The sequence below is a fragment of the Thermomonas sp. genome, from assembly GCF_023953935.1.
GTDB lineage: Bacteria > Pseudomonadota > Gammaproteobacteria > Xanthomonadales > Xanthomonadaceae > Thermomonas.
The window spans coordinates 26,179-43,109 of sequence record NZ_JAMLIW010000006.1; the positions used below are offsets into that span (position 1 = coordinate 26,179).

The window sequence follows — 16,931 nt, forward strand, 5'->3', positions numbered from 1 at the left end:
TTGATCAGGAGCTCTTCGTGAACGTCTTCCGTCCCGCCGCCCTCGCACTCGCCCTTGTCGGTGCCCTTGGCGTTGGCAGCTACACCCCGCCCGCGCTGGCCGCCACTGCCCCGGCCGTGAACATTCCCTACGAGAGTTTCACCCTGCCCAACGGTCTGCGGGTGATCGTGCACACCGACCGCAAGGCGCCGATTGTCGCCGTCAACGTCTGGTACCACGTCGGCAGCAAGGACGAGCCGGCCGGCCGCACCGGCTTTGCCCACCTGTTCGAACACCTGATGTTCAACGGCAGTGAAAACGCGCCGGGTGAGTTCTTCACCCCGTTCAAGGCGGTCGGCGCCACCGACCAGAACGGCACCACCAATTCCGACCGCACCAACTATTTCGAAAACGTCCCGACCACCGCCCTCGACATGGCCCTGTGGATGGAATCCGACCGCATGGGCCATCTGCTCGGCGCGATCGACCAGCCCACCCTGGACGAGCAGCGCGGCGTGGTCCAGAACGAAAAGCGCCAGGGCGAGAACCAGCCCTATGGCCAGGTCTGGGACGAACTGGGCCGGATCATGTACCCGGCCGGGCACCCGTACCACCACAGCACCATTGGCTCCATGAACGACCTCAACGCCGCCTCGCTGGACGACGTCAAGACCTGGTTCAAGACCTGGTACGGGCCGAACAACGCGGTGCTGGTGCTGGCCGGTGACATCGACCTGGCCACCGCCCGCGAGAAGGTGACGAAGTATTTCGGCGACATCCCGGCCGGCCCGAGCATGGCCCAGCCGGCAATCAACGTGGCCGCGCACACCAGCAACACCCGCTCGGCCATGACCGACACGGTGCCGCAGTCACGCATCTACCGGATCTGGAACGTGGCCCAGTACGGCCAGCCCGACATCGACCGCCTCGACCTGTTCGCCCGCGTCCTCGCCGGCGGCAAGTCCTCGCGCCTGTCCAAGCGGCTGGTGCACGATGACCAGCTGGTCGACAGCGTGCGCGCGATGGTCTCGGCCTCGCAGCTGGGCAGCAACTTCATCATCACCGCGGCGGTCAAGCAGGGTGGCGACGTGGCCCGGGTCGAGGCCATCATCGACGAGGAACTGCAGCGCCTGCTGCGCGACGGCCCGAGTGCGGAAGAGCTCAATCGCGCCCGCACCGGCATCGAGGCCGACTGGGTGCGCGGGGTCGAGCGCATCGGCGGCTTCGGCGGCAAGGCCGACGTGCTGGCCGAATGTACGGTCTACACCGGCAAGCCCGATTGCTACCGCGATGTCCTCAAGACCCTGGCCGAGGCCAGCACCGATTCGGTGCGCGCCGCCGGCAACAGCTGGCTGGGGGCGGGCAAGGGCAGCCACACCCTGGTCGTGAATCCGGGCCCGCGCGTGCCCATCGCCGAAGAGCCGGCGGTGGCGCCGACCCCGTTCGTCATCCCCAAGCCGGATCCGCGCTACACCACCGTGACCAGCGACGTGGACCGCAAGGCCGGCCCGCCGATGCCGACCCGGTTCCCGGACCTGATCTTCCCGAACCAGCAGCGCGCCACCCTGAGCAACGGCACGAAGGTCATCCTGGCCGAGCGCCACGACATTCCGGTGGTGCAGATGAGCTACGAGTTCCGCGCCGGCCAGGCGGCCGACCCGGCCAACCGTCCGGGGCTGGCCAGCTTCACCATGGGTCTGCTCGACGAGGGCGCCGGTGAACGCGATTCGCTGGCCTTCGCCGACCGCGCCGAAGCGCTGGGCGCCAACCTCGGCGCCAGCGCCGGGCTGGACGGCAGCAGTGGCTACCTGTCGGCGCTCAAGCAGAACCTCGACGCCTCGGTGGCGCTGTACGCCGACATGCTGCGCCGGCCGCGCTTCGAGCAGGCCGACATCGACCGCGTTCGCGGCCAGTGGATCGCCGGGATCCGGCAGGAAAAGGTGAACCCGAATGCGCTGACCGCGCGGGTGATGCCGCAGCTGGTCTTCGGCGCCGGCCATCCCTACGCCGCGCCGCGCACCGGCAGCGGCACCGAGGCGTCGATCGGCGGGCTGAGCCGCGCCGACCTGCAAGGCTGGCACGACCGCGCGCTGCGCCCGCAGGACGCGACCCTGGTGGTGGTGGGCGACACCACGCTGGCCGAAATCCTGCCGGTGCTGGAGCGTCACTTCGGCGACTGGAAGCCGGCGGGTGACGCCGCCGCCGCCAATGCCATCCCGGCGGTGGCCGCACAGCCGCGGCCGCGGGTGTTCCTGATCGACCAGCCGGGCGCCGTGCAAGCCAACATCACGGCCGCCGAACTGCTGCCGCCCAGCTCCGATCCGAAATCGACCGAATACGACATGGCCAACATGGTGATCGGCGGCGATTTCACCGCCCGCCTCAACATGAACCTGCGTGAGGCGAAGCACTGGTCCTACGGCGCCGGCAGCGGGGCTGGCGGTTCGATCGGGCCGCGTCTGTGGATGGCGCGGGCGCCGGTGCAGATCGACAAGACCGGCGAGGCGGTGGCGGAAATGCGCCGCGAGATCACCGATTATGCCAACGGCACGCGTCCGGCCAGCGCCGAAGAGGTCGAGGGCATGGAGCGGGTGCTGACCCTCAGCCTGCCGGGCGCCTATGAAACCGCGCGCTCGGTGCTGGGCACGATCACCAGCAACGTCCTGTTCGGGCGTCCGGACGACTACGTGTTCCGGCGCAAGGCCGAGATCGAGGCGATGACCCCGGGGCAGGTCAACGCCGCCGCCCGCGTGTTCAGCCCGAACGCCCTGACCTGGGTGATCGTGGGCGATCTCAAGCAGATCGAAGCCCCGGTGCGGGCGCTGAACATCGGCGAGGTGACGGTGCTCGATGCCGACGGCAAGCCGGTGCCGCCGAAGCCCTGATGGCTTGATCCCGTCCAGCCCGGCAACCCGGGCTGGACGCGGGTGCCAGGCCGAGACGCTCGTGCATTGACGGATCGACATTGGAATCATGCCGCCTCTTCCTGGCGCACTTGCCGTTGGAAGAGGCAACCGCTTCGCGTCGCCGCGCCCAGCGGTTAAAGTGCCTGCGCATGCTGGATACCGTTCGCACCGTCGACACCCCCGAGGGCATCACCCTGCGTCTGCCGGCCGCCGGCCCGGTGCCGCGCGCGCTGGCCTGGGCGATTGATTTTGCGATCCGGATGGCGCTGATGATGCTGTTCGGCATGGTGTTCGCGATGTTTGGCAGCACCGGCGCCGGGCTCTACCTGCTGACGCTGTTCGTGGTGTTCTGGGGCTACCCGATCCTGTGCGAAGGTCTGTTCAACGGGCAGACGCCGGGCAAGCGCGCGCTTGAATTGCGGGTGGTCGCCGGCGACGGCGCGCCGGTGGGATGGCTGGCCTCGATCGTGCGCAACCTGATGCGCACGGTGGACATGCTGCCCTTCGGCTATGCCTGTGGGCTGATTTCGGGTTTCTGCGATCCGTGGGGACGGCGGTTGGGCGATCTGGTGGCCGGGACTCTTGTGGTGCACGTGCGCCCGCTGCAGCCGCTGCCGGTCACCTCTGCGGGCGACGCCAGCGCCCCGCTGTCGCCGCTGCGGCCGGAGGAGCAGATGGCGGTGCTGGCGTTCGCCGAGCGGGCCCCACGGCTGACGCCACAGCGGCAGATGGAGCTGGCCGATCTGGCCAGCCCGATCACCGGCGCGCAGCGGGAAGCCGGGGTGGCGCGGCTGGGCGGCATCGCCCGTTGGCTGTCGGGGCAGGGCTGAGCGCGGATGCGGCAGGAACAGTTCATCGCCCGGCACCAGCAGGAATGGGTCGAGTTCGAGCGTTGGCTGCAGGCCCGCGCCGCACGCCCGCGCAAGGCGCGTGCGGACATCCACTGGCGCGGAATGGCCGACATCGACGTGCCGGTCGTCTACCGCCGGCTGGCGCGCCAGCTGGGCCTGGCGCGCAGGCGCGGCTACAGCCCGCATCTGCTCGAACGGTTGCAGGAACTGGTGCAACGCGGCCACGACGTGCTGTACCGACCGCCGCCGCCGCGCTGGCAGCGCGCCATCGAATTCTTCATCGCCGATTTTCCGCGTCTGGTGCGCGCCGAGTCGGGGGTGATGTGGGCTTCGACGCTGCTGTTCCTGCTGCCGCTGCTCGCCAGCTTCGTCGCTCTGCAGTTCAAGCCCGAGCTCATCCACACCCTGATGCCGCCGCAGCAGGTCGCGCAGTGGGAAGAGATGTATTCGAAAGCCGCGCAAAAGCTGGGCCGCAGCTCGGGCGATGACCTGCAGATGTTCGGCTATTACATCTTCAACAACATCAGCATTGGCTTGCGCACCTACGCCAGTGGCCTGCTGGCCGGGATCGGCCCGGTGCTGACCATCGCCTTCAACGGGGTGATGATCGGGATGGTGGCCGGACACCTGCAGAACGTCGGCCTTGGCGATCCGTTCTGGCGCTTCGCGGCCGGTCATGCGTCCTTCGAACTGACGGCGATCGTGATTTCCGGCGGCGCCGGGCTGCGCCTGAGCCTGGCTCTGCTGGCGCCGGGTCGCCGTACCCGGGTCAACGCCCTGATCGAAGACGGCAAGCGCGGCGCGGCGCTGTGCCTGGGCGTGTTCCTGATGCTGGTGATTGCCGCCTTCATCGAGGCGTTCTGGTCGTCGATCGGGACGATCCCGGCGGCGGTCAAATACGGCGTTGCCGCCGTGCTGTGGGCGCTGGTGCTGGCCTGGCTGGCGCTGGGCGGGAGGGATCGCGATGCGGCTCGATGACCTCAGCGTCGAGCTGCGCCCGCGCACGGCCTGGGAGGCGGTGGAACTGGGCACGGCGCTGGTGCGCCGCCACGCCCGGGCCATCTGGGGGCCGTGGCTGGTGCTGACCCTGCCCGTGTTCGTCCTGGTCAACGCCGTCGCGTGGGGGCTGGACAAGGTGTGGCTGGCGGCGGTGGTGATGTGGTGGCTCAAGCCGGTGTTCGACCGCATCCCGCTGTACGTGATTTCACGCGCCGTGTTCGGCCCGGCGCCGAGCGCGCGGGAGACGCGGGCGGCAATGCGGGGCTGGGGTTTGCGATCAATGGCTGGCTACCTCGGCTGGCGTCGGCTCAGCCCGGTACGTTCGCTGTACCTGCCCATTGACCTGCTGGAAGGCGGGCCACGCGCCGCGCAGCGGCGGCGGGTGGTCGGCGGTGGCGTGCACGGCACGGCGGCGCTGTTGACCCTGGTGTGCGCGAATTTCGAGCTCGTGCTGGTCTTCGCGACCTACGCGCTGGCGCTGCTGTTCGTGCCGGTCGAGCTGATGTCCGAATCCATGCGCGCGGCCTGGGACCTGATCAGCCGGGAGCCACCGCGCTGGGTGCAACTGCTGGGCAACCTGCTGGCATGGTCGGTCACCTCCGTGATTGAACCCTTCTACGTCGGCGCCGGCTTTGGTCTGTACCTCGATCGCCGCACCCGGATCGAGGCCTGGGACGTGGAAATTGCCTTCCGCCGCCTGCGCACGCGGCTGGGTGGCGCCGGCGCGGCGGTGCTGTTGGCGGCGCTGGCGCTGGCCGTGCCGGGTCAGTCGCGTGCCTGCCCGCTGCCGCCGGGGGTTGCGGCTGCGGCGGCGCAAGCAGCGCAGGCAGAGCAGGCGGGGGAAGAACCCCGGGGCCAGTGCACGGCGTCAGCGGCGGACAGCTTCGATTACGCCGAGGGGGGCGAAGCTCGGGACTCGGACCAAACCACGGCGCCGATGCCCGGCCTGTTGGAGATCTTCGGACAGGTTGAAAACGACCCGCGTTTCCCTGAAGCCGTGGCCCGCACCGAAGACGATCCGCGCCTGCACCCGAAGCAGACCCTCAGTGAATGGGTGCGCCGCAATCCCGAAGAGGCCGTGCGCCGAGACGATTCGCCGTGGCTGCGCAAGCTCGCGGCGGTGTTCGCCAGCATCGCCAAGTACAGCTTGTGGATCTTGCTGGGTATCCTGCTGATCCTCCTTTTCCTGAGCCGCCGCACTTGGCTGCCGTGGCTGCGCGGCTTCGCGCCTGCCCCCAAGGCGCCATCCACACCGATAGTCCAGGACGGTCAGACCGAGGCCCTGCCGCTGCCCGCCGACGTCATCGGCCATGCCCGTCGGCTGTGGGCCGGCGGCCAGTCGCGCGCGGCGCTGGCATTGCTGTATCGCGCCAGCGTCGCTTCGATGGTCGAACGGACCGGCGTGCTGCTGGTGCCCGGCGCCACCGAGGCCCAGTGCCTGCGCGCGGCGCGCGCGCTGGGTGATGCGCAGGATCGTGCCGCGTTCGCGCGCATGGTCAACGTCTGGCAATACGCCGCCTATGCCGAGCGGCTGCCGGGGGGGGATGACTTCGAATCCCTGCTGGCATTGCTGGGGCAACGCTTCGGGTGGGCGCCATGAAGCGCGGGTCTTCCGTCCTGCCCTGGCTGCTGGGCCTGCTGTTCCTGGGGCTGGTGGCGGCCTGGTTCCTGCTCACCTACAAGAAGGTGGAGCGCAGCGTGGAGCTGCCGCCCATCGGCGAGGCCAGCTTCAATCCGCTGTATGCACTCAAGCTGTCGTTGCGCGGGGCCGGCCAACAGGTGCTGTCGCGCCAGCGCCTGCAGCTTGATGCGGTGCCGCTTGGCGCGCATGACACCGTGGTGATGTTGGGCGATCCGCGCAGCCTGGGCCAGACCGACCTGGAGGGGTTGGAGCGCTTCGTGCGCGGCGGCGGCCATCTGGTCGTGGGGCTGCCGGAGTTCAGCGAAAGCGGCCAGGGCACCGGGGCGGAGCCGCTGTCCGGATTCCTGCCGATCCAGCCTGTGGTCACCCGGTCGTCGTGCCTGCTGCGTACCACGGCGGGCCAGCGGGAGCAGTCGCTGTTTTGCGGTGCTCCAAGCTTCACCCTGGAGGATGACGCCGACGTCGCGGCCGGGCTGCAGCACCCGCAAGGCCATTATTTGTTCGCCCGCTTCCGCCTTGGCGAGGGCAGCGTGGACCTGCTTTCGGACATGGGCTTGTTGACCAATGACCAGCTCGCTGATGCCGGCAACCCGGAATTCGCGCGCCAGCTGCTGACGCCGAACTGGGGTTCCGGCCGCTTCCATCTGGTCTATTCGGTGGACCTGCCGCCGCTGTGGCGCTGGTTGCTGGAGCACGGCTGGCGCGCGCTGCTGCCGGCGTTCCTGTGCCTGCTGCTGTGGCTGTGGATGCGCGCCCAGCGGTTCGGCCCGCTGCTGCCGGCACCGCAACCGCCGCGCCGCTCGCTGCTGGAGCACCTTGAAGCCAGCGGCGAGCACCTGCTGCGTTACGGCCAACTCGCGGCCTTGCATCGGGCGTTGCTGACCGCCGTGCAGGCGCGGCTGCGTCGCCGCGATCCGCTGGCCGCCGCGCTGGAGGGCGAGCCACAGGCCAGCCTGATCGCCAAGCGCACCGGCCTGCCGGCCAGTGACGTCCGCAGCCTGCTGGATACCCGCCCACCCCGCGATGCGCACGATTTCCGCCAACGCATCGCCCGCCTGATCGACCTGAGGAAACGCTTATGAATTCGCCTGCCCTGCCTCCCGTTCCGCCGCCGGTCGGTGCCGCGCTGGGCGCGCGTGCCGCCGCCATCCGCGATGCCGTCGGCAAGGCCTTCATCGGCCAGCCCGAGGTGCTCGACCAGGTCCTGATCGCCCTGCTCGCCGGTGGCCATGTATTGCTCGAAGGCGTGCCCGGCCTCGGCAAGACCTTGCTGGTGCGGGCGTTGGCGCAGGCGCTGGATTGCCAGCACGCACGCGTCCAGTTCACCCCCGACCTGATGCCCAGCGACATCTGCGGGCACGCGGTGTACGACCCGAAAACCGAACGTTTCGAAGTGCGCAAGGGCCCGGTGTTCACCCATCTGCTGCTGGCCGATGAAATCAACCGCGCCCCGGCCAAGACCCAGTCGGCGCTGCTGGAGGCGATGCAGGAACAGCAGGTGACGATCGAAGGCGAGAGCTTCCCGCTGCCCTCGCCCTTCCTGTGTCTGGCGACGCAGAACCCGCTGGAGCTGGAAGGCACTTATCCGTTGCCGGAGGCGCAGCTTGATCGCTTCCTGTTCAAGATCCTGATCGGCTATCCCGGCATCGAGGACGAGAAACGGATGGTTGCCGCGGTCAGTGAAGGCCGCACCGCCGCCGAGTTCGATCTTTCGCAGGTGCAGCGCGTGCTCGGCCATGAAGACGTGCGCGCCCTGCAGATCGGCACCGCGCTGGTGCGGGTCGATCCGGCGGTGCTCGACTATGCGGTGCGGATTGCCGCCGCCACCCGCAAATGGCCGGGCATCGCCCTCGGTGCCGGGCCGCGCGGCAGCATTGCGCTGGTGCGGGCGGCGCGCGCGCAGGCGGTGCTGGCCGAGCGCGATTTCGTCACCCCCGACGATGTCCGCGAGATCGCCTTGCCCTGCCTGCGCCATCGCATCCAGCTCGCGCCCGAACTGCACATCGAAGGCCAGTCGGTGGACGAGGTGCTGCGCGCGCTGCTGGCCAAGGTGGACGCCCCGCGCCAGTGAGACCGGCACCGGCCCTGATCTGGCTGCTGGCGGGCTGGGCGCTGCTCGGCCTGCTGGTGAGTTTCGCGCTCGTTCCGACGCTGGCGTGGCCGCTGGCCGGTGGGTTGCTGGCGCTGTTGGCGCTGGTCGATGCGCTGCGTCTGCGGCGACAGGCGTTGCCTTCGGTGCGGCGCGATCTTCCCGAGGCGCTGGCGGTCGGCATCGACCGTGCGGTGGAACTGGTCCTGGAAGCCGGCGGGCGCCGGCAGCGGGTGGATGTGTTCGACCTGCATCCAGTGGGTTGGGAAGCCACGGGCCTGCCACGGCGACTGGATCTGGCGCCTGGCAGCGACAGCCGCTTTGCCTACCGGCTGCGTCCGGTCGAGCGCGGCAATGCCGACTTCATCGGCGTCCACCTGCGTCTGCACGCGCCCTGGCGGCTGTGGTGGCGGCGCGCCACCGTGGCACCGGAACAGCGCGTGCGGGTGTTCCCGAACTTCGCGCCGCTGGCCAAGCTCGCCCTGCTGGGCGACGAGCAGGCCTCGCGCGCGGTCGGTGCGCACGTGCGCCGGCGTCGTGGCGAGGGCACCGATTTCCACCAGATGCGCGATTACCGCATCGGCGACAGCCTGCGCCAGATCGACTGGAAGGCCACCGCGCGGATGCGCCGGCTGATCTCGCGTGAATACCAGGACGAGCGCAACCAGCAATTGGTGCTGCTGGTCGATACCGGCCAACGCATGCTCGCCCGCGACGGCAACCTTTCACACTTCGACCAGACCCTGGATGCGGCGCTGGTGGTGTCGTGGCTGGCGCTGCGGCAGGGCGATGCGGTCGGCCTGCTGGCCCACGGCGGCCCGCGTCGCTGGGTGCCGCCGCAGCGTGGCGCCGGTGCGATCGACGTGCTGCTGCGACAAACCTACGACCTGCAACCGCAGCCGGTGGCCACCGACTATCTTGCTGCCGCCACCGAGCTCACCTTGCGCCAGCGCCGCCGCAGCCTGGTGATGCTGGTCACCAACCTGCGCGACGAGGATAGCGAAGACCTGCTGGCCGCCGTGCGCCTGCTGCGCCAGCGCCATCACGTGGTCATTGCCAGCCTGCGCGAGCAGGTGCTCGATCAAGCGCTGGATGACGATGCGCATGACTTGCGCGGCGCCCTGCGTGCCACCTCGGCTGCGCGCTACCTGCAACAACGCGCCGTCGCCCACGACGCCCTGCGCGCCCACCATGTGGCGGTTCTGGATGTCACCTGCGCCGAACTGCCCGGTGCGCTGGTGGAACGCTATCTGGCGATCAAGCGCGAGGGGTTGTTGTAGGCGGGAGTACGACGCCGTTGCAGCGCTCAGTCGGCGGTGAACAGCGCGATCGATCGCGCCGAAAGCTGCGCGTACACCGCATCGGTGTCCGGGCGGACGCCGTGCCAGAGCAGGAAGCTTTCCGCGGCCTGTTCGACCAGCATGCCGAGGCCATCCACCGTCTTCACGCAGCCGGCGGCACGGGCCCAGGCCAGGAACGGAACCGCGGCCTCGCCATAGCTCACGTCCACGGCGGCGCTGCGGGATTCGACCAGCGCCATCGGCAAGCTCAGCAAGGCGCCGCTGTGAGCGGCGGAGGTGGCATTGATCAGCAGGTCATAGCTGCCTAGCTTCGGCAACGCATCCCAGCCACGGGCATGCACGCGGGCGGGTTCGCCCAAGGCATCGGCCAGCGCATCGGCGCGTTCGCGGGTGCGATTGACGATCATCAGTTCGCGGATGCCGGCGTCGAGCAGCGCCGGCGTGACTCCGCGCGCGGCACCGCCAGCGCCCAGCATCAGCACTCGCCGTTGGCGCAGGTCGATGCCGTGGCGTTCGGTGAGGTCGCGGACCAGGCCGATGCCGTCGGTGTTGTCGCCGCGCCAGCCGTCGGCGTCGCGGACCAGGGTGTTGACCGCACGGGCACGTTGCGCGCGGGTGCTGACCCGATCACCGCACAGGGCAAAAGCCACTTCCTTGAGCGGCAGGGTGACGTTGGCCCCATCGACGCCGCTGGCGGCAAGCTTGCCGGCGAAATCCTCCGGCCCGGCTTCGATGGCGGTGTAGTCGAGCGCGATGCGGGCTTGCTTCGCGAATGCCGCGTGGATGAACGGCGATTGCGAGTGGGCAATGGGAGAACCGAAGACTGCGTAGCGCTTGCTCATGGCGAATCCTCGTCTTTGCCTTGACCCTCAGCCAGCTTCGCGCAGCCAGCGCGCCGCGTCCAGCGCGAAATATGTGAGAACGCCATCGGCACCCGCGCGCTTGAACGCGGTCAGTGCCTCCAGTGCCACCATCTTTTCGTCCAGCCAGCCATTGCCGGCGGCGGCCTTGATCATCGCGTACTCGCCGCTGACCTGATACGCATAGGTCGGGCGCTTGAACTGCTGCTTGACGCGGTACAGCACGTCCAGATACGGCAGGCCGGGTTTGACCATCACCATGTCGGCGCCTTCGGCCAGATCCAGCGCGACTTCGTGCAGCGCTTCATCGCTGTTGGCCGGGTCCATCTGGTAGGTGTATTTGTTGCCCTTGCCGAGGCTGCCGGCGCTGCCCACCGCGCTGCGGAACGGGCCGTAGAAGCTGCTGGCGTACTTGGCGCTGTAGGCCAGGATCCGCGTGTGGATGTAGCCGTTGGCCTCCAGCGCCGCGCGAATCGCGCCGATGCGGCCATCCATCATGTCCGAGGGCGAGAGCACGTCGCCCCCGGCAGCGGCATGCACCAGCGACTGCTTGATCAAGGCCTCGATGGTCTCGTCGTTGAGAATGTAGCCGGACTCGTCGATCAGCCCATCCTGACCGTGGGTGGTGTACGGGTCCAACGCCTGGTCGCTCATCACGCCCAGTTCAGGGAAACGCGATTTCAGCGCCCGGATCGCGCGCGGAATGATGCCGTTTTCATCCCAGGCCACGCGGCCGTCGGCGGTCTTGGCGTCGGGATCGGGCACGCCGAACAGGTCGAGCACCGGCACGCCCAATTCCAGCGCCTGTTCACCCACCCGCAGCAGTTCGTCGATCGACAGGCGCTCGACGCCGGGCATCGAGGCAACCGGGGCTCGGCCCCGCGCTTCATGCACGAAAACCGGATAGATCAGGTCATTGGCGGTGAACACCGTCTCGCGCATCAATCGGCGCGAGAAGTCGTCATGGCGCATGCGCCGCGGGCGGATCGGAAACTGGCTCATGGCGTCATTCTACGGGCGCCACGTGAAGCTCACAGCAGGCCGCCGCCGAGGGCCAGCCGGATCGCGCCGACGACTATCGCGATGCCGTTCAGGATCAAGCCGGTCTTGGCGCGGGCATTGTGGGTTGGACGGGTGACGGCGAGGGCGACCGCGGCGAGGATCGCGCCGACCGCTGCAAACGGAATCAACAGCCAGTTGGCCCAGCCCACCAGCGGGATCAGGGCCAGCACCATCCAGACGAGGGCAACGATGCCCCAGAGCAAGCTGATCAATCCCATCGCGCGTCCACTCCAGTTTGTGACAACGTCTGGCCAAGGATATGCGGTCACAGGGGGCCGGATGCAAGGATTTTGCGACGAACCCGGGCCAGCGCCGATGAATCGCCCGGCCCCGACCATCGGCACGGGCACGCCGGCGCCGTGCGCGCTAGGATCGGGTCTGGTGCGCCGGTGGGCGCTTGGGATCGGGCGAGCAGACGATGGCACGGATCACGGGCACGGGTTGGCTGTTGGGGGCCATGCTGATGACGGGAGCAGGCGCGGCGATGGGCCAGACGGTGACGACGGCGGACTACCAGCGCGCGGCCAGCATGTTGGCCGACCGCACCATGCCCTTGATCGACCATGCCATCAGCCAGCCATCCTGGCTGGACGACGGCAGCCTGGTCTACCGCGAGCAGGCCGACGGCAAGACCCGGGTGCTGCGTTTTGACCCGGCCACCGGCAAAAGCGCGCCGGCGTTCGATCCGCAGGCCCTGGCCGATGCGATGAACCTCGCCGCCGGCGGCAAGGGCCGTCCGGTCAACAAGGATCGCCTGCCGCCGCTGGCGATCCAGCGCAATGCCGACGGCAGCCTCCTGCTGACCAGCATGGCAGGCGGCGGGTTCCGCTGCGACACGTCCGGCTGTACCGCGGTTCCCAAACCGGCGGTCAGCGGCGACGAGCCGGGCGTTGCGTCACCGGATGGAGCCCGCGAAGCCTTCGTGCGCGACTGGAACCTGTGGCTGCGTGATGTCGCCAGCGGCAAGGAAACCCAGCTCACCTTCGACGGCAAGCCCGACTACGGCTATGCCACCGACAACGCCGGCTGGAAGCACACCGGCGATGCGGTGCTGGTGTGGTCGCCGGATGGCAAGAAGATTGCCACGTTCCGCCAGGACCAGCGCAAGACCAGCCTGATGACCCTGGTCGGCACCAATGTCGGCGCGCCGAAGGTCGAGCAGTGGCGCTATCCGTTCGCCGGTGACAAGGACATCACGCTGATCGAGCGGGTGATCATCGACCTGTCGGCGGCCACGCCCAGGCTCATCCGCTTGCAGATGCCGCCTGACCAGCACCGTTCCACCTGCGCCGATGACCTCGTCTGCGGCAACGGCTGGGAAGACGTGCAGTGGGCGCAGGACGGCAAGACCCTGGCCTTCGTCAGCACCGACCGCGGCCACAAATCGGCGACCCTGCGGGTGGCCGACGCGCAGACCGGCGCCGTGCGCGATGTGTTCAAGGAAACCGTGGCCACCCAGTACCAGAGCGCACCGGCGCTGGATTCGGTGAACTGGCGCTACCTGCCGGAGAGCAACGAATTCCTCTGGTTCAGCCAGCAATCGAATTGGGGCCATCTCTACCTGTATGACCTGACCACCGGCAAGCTCAAGCGCCAGCTCACCAGCGGCAACTGGAACGTCGCCAAGATCGTCCGCCTCGATGCCAAGGCCCGCAGCCTGTGGTTCACCGGCGTCGGCCGCGAGGCCGGTCGTGATCCCTACTTCGTCCATTACTACCGCATCGGTCTCGATGGCGGTGACGTGCAACTGCTGACGCCGGAAGACGCCAATCATTCCATTACCGCCTCCGCCGACGGCAAGTATTTCCTCGACACCTACTCGACCATTGCGACCGCGCCAGTGGCCGTGGTACGCGATGCCGACGGCAAGCAGGTGGCCGAGCTGGCACGCACCGACCTCACTCGCCTGCGTGCCGCCGGCTGGGTGCCGCCGGAGGCGTTCACGGTCAAGGCGCGCGACGGCAAGACCGACCTGTACGGGCAGATGTTCAAGCCGTCGAACTTCGATCCGGCGAAGAAGTACCCGATCATCACCTACATCTATCCGGGCCCGCAGGTCGGCTCGGTGCGCAGCCGCAGCTTCCTGCCGGCGCAGGGTGATAACCAGGCGCTGGCCGAACTCGGCTTTGTCGTCATTGCACTCGACGGCATGGGCACGCCGATGCGCAGCAAGACCTTCCAGGACGTGTCCTACGGCAACATGGCCGACAACACCCTGCCCGATCAGGTCGCCGCGCTGAAGCAGTTGGGTGAACGCTATCCGTGGATCGACACCAGCCGCGCCGGCATCTGGGGCCATTCCGGCGGAGGCAATGCCACCGCCGCCGCGATGTTCCGCTATCCGGACGTGTACAAGGTCGGGATCGCCGAATCCGGCAACCACGAGAACCTGTCCTACGAGGACGACTGGGGTGAGCGCTTCCAGGGCCTGCTGGAGCGCAAACCCGACGGCACCAGCAACTACACCGGCCAGGATAACGCGCCGCTGGCCAGCCACCTGCAAGGCAAGCTGCTGCTGATCCACGGCATGATGGACGACAACGTGCCGCCGCAGTCCACCCTGCTGGTGGTCGATGCGCTGGTCAAGGCCAACAAGGACTTCGACCTGCTGCTGCTGCCGCACGCCCGCCACGGCTACGGCATGGACAGCTACTACGTCATGCGCCGGCGCTGGGATTACTTCGTGCGCAACCTGCTGGGCGCCACCCCGCCGAAGGAGTTCGAGCTGAAGATGCAGTTCTGAGCCGGAGGAGTCGTCGTGCCCGCTGAGCGAATCGCGTTTTCCACGCCGTTGGACAAACCGCGCTGGCAGCGCTGGCTGCTGTATTCGCCGGGTGCGCGGATCCTGTGGTTCTTGCTGCTGGTGGCCGGGATCGGATTGGCTGTGCAATCCGCGTTTTCCGTGTGGGGCTGGAGGGTCGAGGGCCCGATGGCACCGCCGGCGGCGCTGTTGACGGCCCAGCTGCTGCCGGCATTGTTGGCCTATCTGGCGATCGTGTTCCGACTCGAACGGCGTCGTGCGGGGGAACTGGCTTGGCGTGACCTGCCAAGCTACGGCCTGGGTGGGCTGGCGGCGGGCCTGGCGCTGTTCAGCGTGGTCGTGCTGGTGTTGTGGTTGGCTGACAGCTACCACGTTGACGGAACCCGTGCGCAGGTTGATTGGTTGCATGGCGTTGTGATCGTGGGTTTCGGCGCCGCGGTGGCCGAGGAGATCGTCTTGCGCGGGGTGCTGTACCGAATGGTCGAAGAGGGATTGGGCACGTGGTCGGCGCTGTTGGTGTCGGCGGCGATATTCGGTGCCCTGCACCTGGGCAACCCCTACGCGGATCCGTGGAGCGCGATTGCGATCATGATCGAGGCTGGCATCCTGTTGGCATTGCTCTATCACGTCACCCGTTCGCTGTGGGCGTGCATTGGTCTGCACGCGGGCTGGAACATCGTCGAGGGCACGGTCTACGGTATCCCCGTGTCAGGCAGCACGGCCGAGGGCGGCTGGCTCGATGCCAGCCTGTCAGGGCCGGATTGGCTCACGGGCGGCAGCTTCGGCGCCGAGACGTCGGTGGTGGCGGTTGCCGTGTGCCTGCTGCCTTCGATTGCCTTGCTGGCGATTGCGGTGCGCCGGGGCAGCTTGGTGTCACCGTCCTGGCGGCGGCGCGTTGCGTCCCCGGTTCAAGTGCCGCGATCCGATTCCGGCGCGGCGTAGTCGTCCGGAATCCGTCCCCTTTGGCGTTTTCTGAGGAGATGGGCGTCGAAAGGAAAGTTGCCATGAAATGGGTCGTGTTCTTCGCTGCGCTGCTGTTTGCCGGCAACCTGTTCGCTGCCGGCCTGCCGGTGCAGGAACGGAAGCTCGAATCGAAGAATGCGCAGGTCGAGATTTCGGTGGCCTGGCCGCGCACCGGCAATGCCGCCATCGACGCGCAGCTGGGCCAATGGGCCAAACAGCAGGCCGACGACTACCGCAATGTCAGCGCGGATGACGTCGGCTCGGGTTCGCCCTGGTCGCTCGACATCGATTACGAGATTCCCCGCAACGACGGCAAGCTTTTTTCGGTGGTGTTCGGGATCTACAGCTACGCCGGTGGTGCCCACCCCAACCACAATTCCGTGGCCTTCAACTTCCTGTTGCCGGAAGGCGCGCAGATCGACATCGAGCAGGTCATCGACGGCCGCAAGGGTCTGCAGCGGCTGAGCGCGCTGACCATCGCCAAGCTCAATCGCGCGCTGCTGCCCGATGAGCTTTCCATGCCGGAAATGATCCAAGGCGGTGCCGGCCCCGAGTGGGGCAATTTCCAGACCTTCGTGCTGCTGCCTGACAAGCTGAAGATCCTGTTCGACCCCTACGCCGTGGGCCCGTATTCCTCCGGTCCGCAGGAAGTGGAGTTTCCGCTTTCCGCGCTGAAGGACATCTTGCGCACGAATTTGCGCACGCCGGTGCCGTCGTTCGACTGTGGCAAAGCAGGCACCCCGATCGAGCATGCGATTTGCGCCAACACCGGGCTGGCCCAGCTGGATACGCGGATGGCGCGCGCATACCGACTGCGATCCACCTCGGGCGATCCGGACAACGATGCCCGGGTTCGGAAGGACCAGCGCGCCTTCATCTCCAACCGCAACACCCGCTGCGGCGCGCAGCAGGGTGCGGCGTTGGAACGTTGCCTTACCGGCCTGTATCAGGCGCGGCTGGCAGAGCTGGATCGCGGGCTGTGGTAGGCGTGACTGCGGCACGAGCCAATACAGAAAGGACGGCAACATGAGAGTTCGCGGAATCACCGGGGCGGCGTTCATCACCGTGCTGTTGTCGATGCCAGGCGCGGCGCTGGCCGCGGACGGCCCGAACATCGAACGGGTGGAAGCACGGCTGTTCTACAGCCACAGCGGCAGCCTGTCGGCCCCGATCGCCCCGGATGCGGCGCTGTGGAACGTGATCATCGGTGAAGGCGACGCCAGCGAGCCGTCCGAATCCACCCTGGTCGATGTCATCCTGCGCGGGGAGCCGGGCGATTATCCGCCGGGCGTGCTGGACATCGTTGTCACGGAAACCCGGTCGGGCAAGGTGGTTTTGAAGCGCACCTCGGCGCTGGGCATTTTCAGCGCCCAAGGCCGCTTTCACGTCCCGGTCTGGCTTTCCGACACCGGCTGCATCCCGCTCACCGTCAAGGCCAGCCTGCGCGGCGGCGGCGGCAGCCGCGCTTCACTGGACATCCCGTTCCACTGCGGCGAGTGACAGCATCGCGTTGCTGCC

14 protein-coding genes are annotated in these 16,931 nt (G+C 68.1%); 11 read left to right on the forward strand and 3 right to left on the reverse strand.

All coding sequences use genetic code 11. The features are described from left to right. The first annotated feature begins 17 nt into the window (after window positions 1-17). The 7 genes from M9902_RS08085 (at window position 18) to M9902_RS08115 (ending at window position 9,746) form a co-directional block, all read left to right on the forward strand. On the forward strand, window positions 18-2,864 hold the full coding sequence (locus tag M9902_RS08085; RefSeq protein WP_297222124.1) for a pitrilysin family protein: 2,847 nt from the start codon (window positions 18-20) through the stop codon (window positions 2,862-2,864). A 170-nt stretch (window positions 2,865-3,034) separates the two neighbouring features. Then, entirely contained in the window at window positions 3,035-3,715 is a 681-nt protein-coding gene (locus M9902_RS08090) for an RDD family protein (protein ID WP_297222127.1), read from the forward strand. A 6-nt stretch (window positions 3,716-3,721) separates the two neighbouring features. Continuing rightward, a complete protein-coding gene (locus M9902_RS08095; protein ID WP_297222129.1) occupies window positions 3,722-4,714 on the forward strand; it encodes a stage II sporulation protein M in 993 nt (330 codons plus the stop codon). After that, complete coding sequence (locus M9902_RS08100) at window positions 4,701-6,335, forward strand: DUF4129 domain-containing protein (RefSeq protein ID WP_297222131.1); 1,635 nt, start codon at window positions 4,701-4,703, stop codon at window positions 6,333-6,335. The genes M9902_RS08095 and M9902_RS08100 overlap by 14 nt, the downstream gene beginning before the upstream one ends. Further along, window positions 6,332-7,459 carry a DUF4350 domain-containing protein gene (locus M9902_RS08105; protein ID WP_297222134.1) on the forward strand — a complete coding sequence of 376 codons (1,128 nt, stop codon included), beginning with the start codon at window positions 6,332-6,334 and terminating at the stop codon, window positions 7,457-7,459. The genes M9902_RS08100 and M9902_RS08105 overlap by 4 nt, the downstream gene beginning before the upstream one ends. Continuing rightward, window positions 7,456-8,448 carry a MoxR family ATPase gene (locus M9902_RS08110; RefSeq protein ID WP_297173309.1) on the forward strand — a complete coding sequence of 331 codons (993 nt, stop codon included), beginning with the start codon at window positions 7,456-7,458 and terminating at the stop codon, window positions 8,446-8,448. The genes M9902_RS08105 and M9902_RS08110 overlap by 4 nt, the downstream gene beginning before the upstream one ends. Further along, a complete protein-coding gene (locus M9902_RS08115; protein ID WP_297222137.1) occupies window positions 8,445-9,746 on the forward strand; it encodes a DUF58 domain-containing protein in 1,302 nt (433 codons plus the stop codon). The genes M9902_RS08110 and M9902_RS08115 overlap by 4 nt, the downstream gene beginning before the upstream one ends. Before the next feature lie 26 nt (window positions 9,747-9,772). Here the strand turns inward: M9902_RS08115 and aroE are convergent, their stop codons facing one another. Genes aroE through M9902_RS08130 form a run of 3 tightly spaced genes read right to left on the reverse strand, consistent with a single transcriptional unit; the run spans window position 9,773 to window position 11,901 of the window. Beyond that, window positions 9,773-10,609, reverse strand: coding sequence for a shikimate dehydrogenase (aroE, locus tag M9902_RS08120; RefSeq protein ID WP_297222138.1), 837 nt, complete (start codon window positions 10,607-10,609; stop codon window positions 9,773-9,775). A 27-nt stretch (window positions 10,610-10,636) separates the two neighbouring features. Then, window positions 10,637-11,629: a porphobilinogen synthase gene (hemB, locus tag M9902_RS08125; protein WP_297222140.1), complete on the reverse strand. Its 993-nt coding sequence runs from the start codon at window positions 11,627-11,629 to the stop codon at window positions 10,637-10,639. Window positions 11,630-11,658: 29 nt separating this feature from the next. Then, entirely contained in the window at window positions 11,659-11,901 is a 243-nt protein-coding gene (locus M9902_RS08130; RefSeq protein WP_297173324.1) for a hypothetical protein, read from the reverse strand. Window positions 11,902-12,152: 251 nt separating this feature from the next. Here M9902_RS08130 and M9902_RS08135 point away from each other — a divergent pair, with 251 nt between their 5' ends. The 4 genes from M9902_RS08135 (at window position 12,153) to M9902_RS08150 (ending at window position 16,913) form a co-directional block, all read left to right on the forward strand. Beyond that, window positions 12,153-14,432: a S9 family peptidase gene (locus M9902_RS08135; protein WP_297222142.1), complete on the forward strand. Its 2,280-nt coding sequence runs from the start codon at window positions 12,153-12,155 to the stop codon at window positions 14,430-14,432. Window positions 14,433-14,447: 15 nt separating this feature from the next. Then, a complete protein-coding gene (locus tag M9902_RS08140; RefSeq protein WP_297222144.1) occupies window positions 14,448-15,392 on the forward strand; it encodes a type II CAAX endopeptidase family protein in 945 nt (314 codons plus the stop codon). A 62-nt stretch (window positions 15,393-15,454) separates the two neighbouring features. Further along, window positions 15,455-16,399, forward strand: coding sequence for a DUF3298 domain-containing protein (locus M9902_RS08145; RefSeq protein WP_297222147.1), 945 nt, complete (start codon window positions 15,455-15,457; stop codon window positions 16,397-16,399). Between the two features lie 40 nt (window positions 16,400-16,439). Further along, the gene (locus tag M9902_RS08150; RefSeq protein WP_297222148.1) at window positions 16,440-16,913 is read left to right on the forward strand and encodes a hypothetical protein; all 474 of its coding nucleotides are present in this window, start codon (window positions 16,440-16,442) and stop codon (window positions 16,911-16,913) included. The last annotated feature ends 18 nt before the right edge of the window (window positions 16,914-16,931 follow it).

Coding starts and splice junctions, on each gene's coding strand:
- M9902_RS08090 (WP_297222127.1), top strand. CDS start 3,035: ATGCTGGATACCGTTCGCACCGTCGACACCCCCGAGGGCATCACCCTG.
- M9902_RS08095 (WP_297222129.1), top strand. CDS start 3,722: ATGCGGCAGGAACAGTTCATCGCCCGGCACCAGCAGGAATGGGTCGAG.
- M9902_RS08100 (WP_297222131.1), top strand. CDS start 4,701: ATGCGGCTCGATGACCTCAGCGTCGAGCTGCGCCCGCGCACGGCCTGG.
- M9902_RS08105 (WP_297222134.1), top strand. CDS start 6,332: ATGAAGCGCGGGTCTTCCGTCCTGCCCTGGCTGCTGGGCCTGCTGTTC.
- M9902_RS08110 (WP_297173309.1), top strand. CDS start 7,456: ATGAATTCGCCTGCCCTGCCTCCCGTTCCGCCGCCGGTCGGTGCCGCG.
- aroE (WP_297222138.1), bottom strand. CDS start 10,609: ATGAGCAAGCGCTACGCAGTCTTCGGTTCTCCCATTGCCCACTCGCAA.
- hemB (WP_297222140.1), bottom strand. CDS start 11,629: ATGAGCCAGTTTCCGATCCGCCCGCGGCGCATGCGCCATGACGACTTC.
- M9902_RS08135 (WP_297222142.1), top strand. CDS start 12,153: ATGACGGGAGCAGGCGCGGCGATGGGCCAGACGGTGACGACGGCGGAC.
- M9902_RS08145 (WP_297222147.1), top strand. CDS start 15,455: ATGAAATGGGTCGTGTTCTTCGCTGCGCTGCTGTTTGCCGGCAACCTG.
- M9902_RS08150 (WP_297222148.1), top strand. CDS start 16,440: ATGAGAGTTCGCGGAATCACCGGGGCGGCGTTCATCACCGTGCTGTTG.